Source organism: Armatimonas sp. (assembly GCF_031410135.1).
Taxonomy (GTDB): Bacteria; Armatimonadota; Armatimonadia; order Armatimonadales; family Armatimonadaceae; genus Armatimonas.
The window spans coordinates 1-6,621 of the sequence record NZ_JANNYP010000479.1 but is presented as its reverse complement, the minus strand read 5'-3'; the positions used below and the strand labels follow the sequence as shown (position 1 = coordinate 6,621).

Sequence of the window (6,621 nt, the reverse complement as noted above, 5' to 3'; positions counted from 1 at the left end):
TGCTTGAAGCATGAACGTGCCCCCATTTGCCTGTTCCGCCTCGGCTTGGACGCACTCCAAAATTGGATGACCTCTTTGTGCAGAACTGTCAAAGAGTGTCAGCGCGAGAAGGCACTACAATTTTTGTCCTGTACTTAGGAGTTTTCCAAACCAGAATAAATCTTCGCCAACCCACTGGTTTGCATAATCATGACCCGTTCTGCCAGCAGTATCAATGTTGCAGAATATGAACCAGTCGTCGCTATATCGACAGTATCCTGTAGCCCAGTTTCCACCTTTGGTATCCTCTGGTATGCCAATTATCTTGAATATATTTCGCTTTGTATAAAGTTTACCCACGTCAAAAGGGAAAAACATTTGTCTGCGTCCTGACGATCTATCAAAGTAGTTCTGATGATAATTTACCCTATCTTGAAAGATATGGCTGCCCATGTGATTCAGTAAGGAAAGTGACTGCCTCTAGGACTAACGGGTTTACCCTACTTCTCCCCTTCGCGAAGCCGGAGGGGGAAGCGGTGGTGCCGTCGGGGGGAGGGAAAAAGCGTCAAGAGAGATGGAAATGCGCCGCTAGAACTGAAACGCCTGCTGGGCAACCAGGCCAAACGTGCGGCGGTGGATTGGTAGGTGCTGGATTAGTCGAGAGCAGCTAGGTGCGTGGCCAATTTATCTCCTGGGAGGGTGACAAGCTCCTCCAAGCCCAGTTGTACCGGCTGTAGCCAAGAGATACAATGCGGCAAGAAAACCGGAGAGGGAATCGTTATGCCAGCACCAACAAAAACAGACAATACGCCACGTACAAACGGAATGACCGAGGAGCAGGTGCGCTATGCCCTAGCGGCTCTCGGGCGGCGTAAAAACGACCCGGAGTACCTGCGGCGCTTAGAAGAGGGCGTGACGGAGTACCGAAAGACGATTCAGGAAGAACTGGAGCGCGACCTCGCTGACGAGGACAAAAAATAATTGTATCTTCTGGACACCAACACACTTAAATTGGCGATCGAAGGCGATGAGAGCGTTGTGCAGAAAGTCCAGCAGAATCTCAATGGCATCTGGATAAGCTCCGTAGTCGCGGAAGAGTTCTTAGTGGTGTTTATGGGGGGACTTAATCGCGCCAGAAGCCCACGCAACTCTCTGTCGCTACCACGAGCCCACGAAGATTTCGCACAAGCTCTAGAAGACCTCCGCATCTTCCCTCTCTTCCTCTACTCCCCCGAAGCCGAAGCCATCTACCAGACATTTGCGCCCGCCGTTTTGCGTATCGGCGCACAGGATTGCCGGATAGCTGCGCAAGCAATGGCTCATGGGATGACAGTGATTACCCGCAACCTCCGGGACTTTCAAGCGATTGGTGCCCCCTGTGAGGACTGGAGCGCGGCCTAAAACTGCATCGTGAGCTGCGCGACGGGGCCAAACGTGCGCCGATGAATCGGGCAGGGGCCATGCTGGTCGAGAGCGGCTAGGTGTGTGGCCGCGCCGTAGCCTTTGTGGCCCGCAAAGCCGTACTCCGGCCACTGCACATCGTAGGCGATCATCAGGCGATCTCGCGTCACTTTGGCCAGAATAGACGCTGCTCCAATCGAGACCTCCAGACCATCGCCGCCGATCAGATTCTTACAGTTCGAGTGCAGATTAGGAACCGGCAGGCCATCCACCAGCACCTGATCGGGAGGGATTGCCAGTGCCGCCAAGGCGCGGCGCATGGCCTCATGGGTGGCGCGGAGGATATTGATTGTGTCTATCTCGCCTGCTTCACACTGCCCGATGCCGTAGCAAAGCGCTTCTTTTATGATGCGCTCGTAGGCTTTCTCGCGCTGCTTGGCCGTGAGCTTTTTCGAATCGCCGATACCCGTTGGGTCAAAGCCTTCAGGAAGGATCACGGCGGCGGCGACAACAGGCCCCGCGAGCGCCCCTCGCCCCGCCTCGTCTATGCCACAAATAATCCCCCCCTCCTCCGGGTGCCCTCTGGGCGTTTGGAAGGAGGGGGTTAGGGTGAGGAGGGGCTCGCTCATCTGGTACGTCGCACGCGAGGCAGGGGCCAGAAGATCGCCTCGGCACGCCCGATCAGGCGGTTGACAGGCAGCTCGCCCCACTCATGAGAGTCATGGGACTGGTTGCGGTTGTCGCCCAAGACAAAGTAGCTCCCCGCGGGGACGGTGTAAGGATCGAGATGGTACTCGGGGTCCTCCGCCACATAGTCCTCTAAGAGCGCCTGGCCATTGCGCAGAACCTTGCCCGGCTGAATCTCCACAGGCTCATCACGGTGGCCCGAGCGAACCGCAAACTCCGCGGGGCTAATGGTCTTACTCCCGACCTGGATTCCCTGGCGGGTGAGGCGCAGTGTGGGGATAGGGGCGCTCCCAGGGGTTGCGGGATCGTCACTGTCGGCAATCCCTAAGATGCCCCGAATCTCGGTGTGGTAGTAGCGGCTCCCCCCCACGGTCACAAATCCCGCTTGCACCTCAATCGTATCGCCGGGCAGGCCCACGAGTCGCTTGATGTACTCCGGCTCGTTGCTGTCGGCATCATGAGGAGCACGAAAGACTACGATCTCACCCCGACGCGGTCCACGTAGGCGGTAGAGGAGCTTGTTGACAATCAGATGGTCGCCCTCCATGAGGGTGGGGTGCATGGACGGACTGGGAATGTGGTAGGTCTGGAGCACAAAGGGGCGCACCAGGAGAAATACAAGCGCCAGCGCCAGCATGGCAGACTCGGTGAGCTCTGAGAGAAAAAGAAAGAAGCTACGGCGGAGAGCACGCAAGATCAGGCGTACCACGGTTAGTCCGCCTAAGACTAAGACGACGGTGGGCAAGGAGAGATTGGCAATGCGCTCTGTCCAAGTTTCCACTATCGTCTTAAGCCCCCTGGCCCCCGCAAGCGGGGGAACTCTACGGTGTTGTTTGTGTGCGGCTGAAGCGACCGTTGCGGTCTTCCTTCAGACGGGTTGCCTTGCCCACACGACCACGCAGGTAGTACAGCTTGGCGCGGCGGACAGCAGCGCGGCGGAGCACTTCGATCTTCTCGACGCGTGGCGAGTGTACCAAGAAGGTACGCTCCACACCGACGCCGTTGCTGGCGATCTTACGCACCAGAACGGTATCACGGATGCCTGCGCCATGGCGGCTCAGTGCAACCCCTTCAAAGACCTGGACGCGCTCTTTGCCGCCCTCGATAACCTTCACGTGGACACGGATTGTATCTCCACCACGGAAGCTGGGCACACCCGCTTTTTTCTGTGCCTCTTCGATATCACGAATCGCAGTTGCGTTCACTTTACTCATATACGTCTCCCAAACAGATTTAGTTTCTTTTGGAGGCGTCCCCTGGCGGTCTCTTCGCGGCAGTGAGATCTCTTCACTCCGGATTGGACACAGGTTCGTCCACCCGGGCAGAGCAAGGCTCTACCCGTACTTGCGCCTCTGTGGCATTGTAGGCGTCCAGAAGTTTCTGATCCGCCTTGCCCAGTGGCAGCAGCTTTTCCCAGAGGTCGGGGCGACGCGCACGCGTGCGCACCAGTGCCTGGGTTCGACGCCATTTCGCGACATTGGCATGGTGCCCGGAGGTCAGAACCTCGGGAATGCCACGGCCACGAAAGACCGCCGGTCGGGTGTAGTGCGGGTACTCCAGCACTCCCCCCTCAAAACTCTCTTCTTGCGCCGATTCCTCGTTGCCTAGAACTCCAGGCAAGAGTCGCACAGTCGCATCTAACATCACTAAGGCAGCCAGCTCGCCGCCGGTGAGCACGTAGTCCCCTAGGGAGACCTCGCGCGTGATCCAGCCCTCGCGCACGCGCTCGTCAATGCCTTCGTAGTGGCCACAGACCACGACCCAGCGCGGCAGAGTCGCTAGCTCCTGGGCGAGTGCCTGGGTAAAGGGCTCACCATCCGGCGCGGTAAGGAGCACGGGGACACTCGGATCGCCTTTTGTTGCGGACTCAATGGCCGCCACGAGCGGCTCGGCTTTCATTACCATGCCCGCCCCGCCCCCAAAAGGGCAGTCGTCCACGGTGCGGTGCCGGTCGTGGGTGAAGTCCCGAGGATTCACGCAGTCCAGCTCCAGAGAGCCTGCCACCTGTGCCCGCTGCACAATCGAGTGGCTCGTTGCCTGTAAGATCAGCTCCGGAAAGAGCGTCACGACGTCCACCCGCATGCTACTTTAAGAGGCCCGGATCGTCGGAGACGACCATCTGGCCCGTTTCTAGATCTACCGAGAGCACGAACTGGGCGTGGGCAGGGATCAGCGCCAGGCTCGTCTCATAAACATCGTTTGCGGTTGGGTTGTAGAGAATGGTCTCTATCTCCCCAAGAGGCATTCCAGACTCGGTTTGAACCGCCAGCCCTTTGAGCTGCCAGTCGTAGTAAGCCCCCTCAGGGAGCTGGGGGAGCTCGGACTTGGGCAGGAAAAGCTTGGTGTTGCGGATTGCCTCCGCTCCTGTGCGATCCATGCCCTCAAATAGAATCAGATACGTACTCTGGTAAGGTCGAACGCTCTGGACGCGGTTTGGCTTGCCATTGAGCAAGAAACTCTTGCCCACCAGTAGCTTGGGATCGTCCATGTAAGGGTAGAGCTTCACCTCTCCCCTCATACCGAAGGGGGCGGTGATTTCTCCGATCAGAACGGATTCTTCGTTTTCCATCACAGCCCCTCTCGTGTTCGGTGCGCTTAAGCGATCGTCTGAAGTCGTCAGGCGACGATTTCGACGTAAACTTTGCGCTTGTCTTTCATAGCAACGGCCTTGACGATCGTGCGTAGGGCATTGGCAATGCGCCCTTGCTTTCCGATGACCTTACCTAGGTCATCTGCGGCAACGCGTACTTCGTAAGTCGTGGCTTCCTCACCCGGAATCTCATCTACCTGAACTTCATCAGGAGAGTCAACAAGGGCTTTTACCAGGTATTCAACTGTCTGCTTCACTGATTCTACTTTATCCTACTTTCGTCTGGATTTGTTTAGGTCGTCCCTCTCTAAGCGGAGGGTAGGATCCCCTGTTTGCGAAGGATGGCTGCCACCTTATCGGTGGGCGTTGCGCCGACGCTAAGCCAATAGCGAAGTCGCTCCTCCTTCAGTTCCATGATGGGCTCTTTATCAGCAGCCACCATGGGGTTATAGTACCCCAACTGCTCGATGAAGCGTCCATCACGTGCGCGCCGCGCATCTGCGGCGACGACATGGTAGAACGGTTTTTTCTTGGCGCCATCCCGGCGCAGACGAAGCTTGACCATGAGAGATTATAGTTCCTTTGTTGTTTTACCGAAATGGTAGCTTGAAACGGCCTCCGCCGCTGGAGCCACCATCTTTTTTCTTTTTGGGGTTGCCCGCAGGCAGCCCCCGCATTCCCGGCATGGGTGGCATTCCTGGCATCCCGGGCATTCCTTTTCCGCTAGACATGGCGCGCATCATACGCCTCATCTGCTCGAACTGGTTGAGAAGCTGGTTGATCTCGGGAACCCCGACCCCAGCTCCTGCGGCGATTCTTTTGCGTCGTGACCCATTGATCAGCTCGGGATTGCGGCGCTCTTTGGCGGTCATGGAGCGGATAATCGCCTCCACTTTCGCCATCTCTTTTTCTGGCACCGACCAGTCCATGTCTTTAAGCTGCGTCCCGACACCGGGGATGAGCTTGAAGAGCTGCTCCAGTGGCCCGAGGCGCTTCATCTGCTGCTGCATGGAGAGAAAGTCTTCGAAGTCGAACTTGCCGCCCTTGAGCTTCTTCTCCATCTCCGCGGCTTGCTTCTCGTCAACAGCGGCTTCGGCTTTCTCGATCAGGGTGAGGACATCGCCCATTCCCAGAATCCGGCTGGCCATACGCTCCGGGTGGAAGACTTCGAGGGCATCTAGCTTCTCTCCCACACCGACCAGCTTGATGGGCTTTCCGACCACGGCACGCACGGAGATAGCGGCCCCACCGCGCGCATCGCCGTCCACTTTTGTCAGCACAAAGCCGCCCACTTCTAAGACATCATTGAACTGAGTGGCGACATTGACCGCATCTTGGCCCGTCATGGCATCCAGCACCAGTAAGATCTCATCGGGCTTGGTCTGGGCTTTAATGGCCTTGAGCTCATCCATGAGCACTTCGTCCACGTGAAGTCGTCCGGCAGTGTCTAAGATCACGACATCGAGGCGGTTCTCTTTGGCAAAGTCTACGGCTTCCATTGCCACCTGAACGGGCGTCTTGCCGGTGAGCTGGGCATACACGGGAACTTTGACTTGGCCCCCCACCACCTCTAGCTGCTTCACCGCGGCGGGGCGCTGAAGATCACATGCCGCTAAAAGAGGCTGCCGTCCTAGTTTTTTAAGATGCGCTCCAAGCTTTCCCGCCAGAGTCGTCTTACCCGCACCTTGTAGACCACAGAGCATGATCACCGTGGGGGACTTGGGGGACATGGTCAGTGGCACGGCTTCCGTCAGAGGCTTACCTTCGGCATCGGTGCCGGAGAGGGTGGCGATCATCTCCTCATGGACAAACTTGATGACCATCTGGGCAGGCTGTAAGCCTTCCAGGATATTCTCACCCATCGCGCGCTCTTTGACGCGTGCCACAAAGTTCTTAACAACCTTGAAGTTGACATCGGCCTCAAGCAGGGCCATACGCACCTCGCGGAGCGCGGCGTCTACATC

The 6,621-nt window shown here is 57.5% G+C and carries 10 protein-coding genes; 2 read left to right on the top strand and 8 right to left on the bottom strand.

Annotation, left to right across the window (positions count from 1 at the left end; genetic code table 11):
• The first annotated feature begins 759 nt into the window (after positions 1–759).
• Together RMO15_RS17725 and RMO15_RS17720 are read left to right on the top strand one after the other, a co-directional pair.
• Complete coding sequence (locus RMO15_RS17725) at positions 760–960, top strand: hypothetical protein (protein ID WP_309714844.1); 201 nt, start codon at positions 760–762, stop codon at positions 958–960.
• The gene (locus RMO15_RS17720; RefSeq protein WP_309714842.1) at positions 961–1,380 is read left to right on the top strand and encodes a PIN domain-containing protein; all 420 of its coding nucleotides are present in this window, start codon (positions 961–963) and stop codon (positions 1,378–1,380) included. It begins immediately after the preceding gene.
• Here RMO15_RS17720 and RMO15_RS17715 read toward each other — a convergent pair.
• The 8 genes from RMO15_RS17715 to ffh all read right to left on the bottom strand — a co-directional run.
• A complete protein-coding gene (locus tag RMO15_RS17715; RefSeq protein ID WP_309714840.1) occupies positions 1,377–2,009 on the bottom strand; it encodes a ribonuclease HII in 633 nt (210 codons plus the stop codon). The two genes, RMO15_RS17720 and RMO15_RS17715, sit on opposite strands and share 4 nt — an antisense overlap.
• Entirely contained in the window at positions 2,006–2,848 is an 843-nt protein-coding gene (gene lepB, locus RMO15_RS17710; RefSeq protein WP_309714838.1) for a signal peptidase I, read from the bottom strand. The genes RMO15_RS17715 and lepB overlap by 4 nt, the downstream gene beginning before the upstream one ends.
• Positions 2,849–2,888: 40 nt before the next feature.
• A complete protein-coding gene (rplS, locus tag RMO15_RS17705) occupies positions 2,889–3,281 on the bottom strand; it encodes a 50S ribosomal protein L19 (protein ID WP_309714836.1) in 393 nt (130 codons plus the stop codon).
• 73 nt (positions 3,282–3,354) lie between these two features.
• On the bottom strand, positions 3,355–4,149 hold the full coding sequence (trmD, locus tag RMO15_RS17700; protein ID WP_309714835.1) for a tRNA (guanosine(37)-N1)-methyltransferase TrmD: 795 nt from the start codon (positions 4,147–4,149) through the stop codon (positions 3,355–3,357).
• A 1-nt stretch (position 4,150) separates the two neighbouring features.
• Complete coding sequence (gene rimM, locus RMO15_RS17695; RefSeq protein ID WP_309714834.1) at positions 4,151–4,636, bottom strand: ribosome maturation factor RimM; 486 nt, start codon at positions 4,634–4,636, stop codon at positions 4,151–4,153.
• 47 nt (positions 4,637–4,683) lie between these two features.
• Complete coding sequence (locus RMO15_RS17690; RefSeq protein ID WP_309714833.1) at positions 4,684–4,914, bottom strand: KH domain-containing protein; 231 nt, start codon at positions 4,912–4,914, stop codon at positions 4,684–4,686.
• Positions 4,915–4,964: 50 nt separating this feature from the next.
• Complete coding sequence (rpsP, locus tag RMO15_RS17685; protein ID WP_309714832.1) at positions 4,965–5,222, bottom strand: 30S ribosomal protein S16; 258 nt, start codon at positions 5,220–5,222, stop codon at positions 4,965–4,967.
• A 25-nt stretch (positions 5,223–5,247) separates the two neighbouring features.
• Positions 5,248–6,621 (bottom strand): signal recognition particle protein (gene ffh / locus RMO15_RS17680; protein ID WP_309714831.1); only part of this gene is annotated, 1,374 nt, incomplete at its 5' end.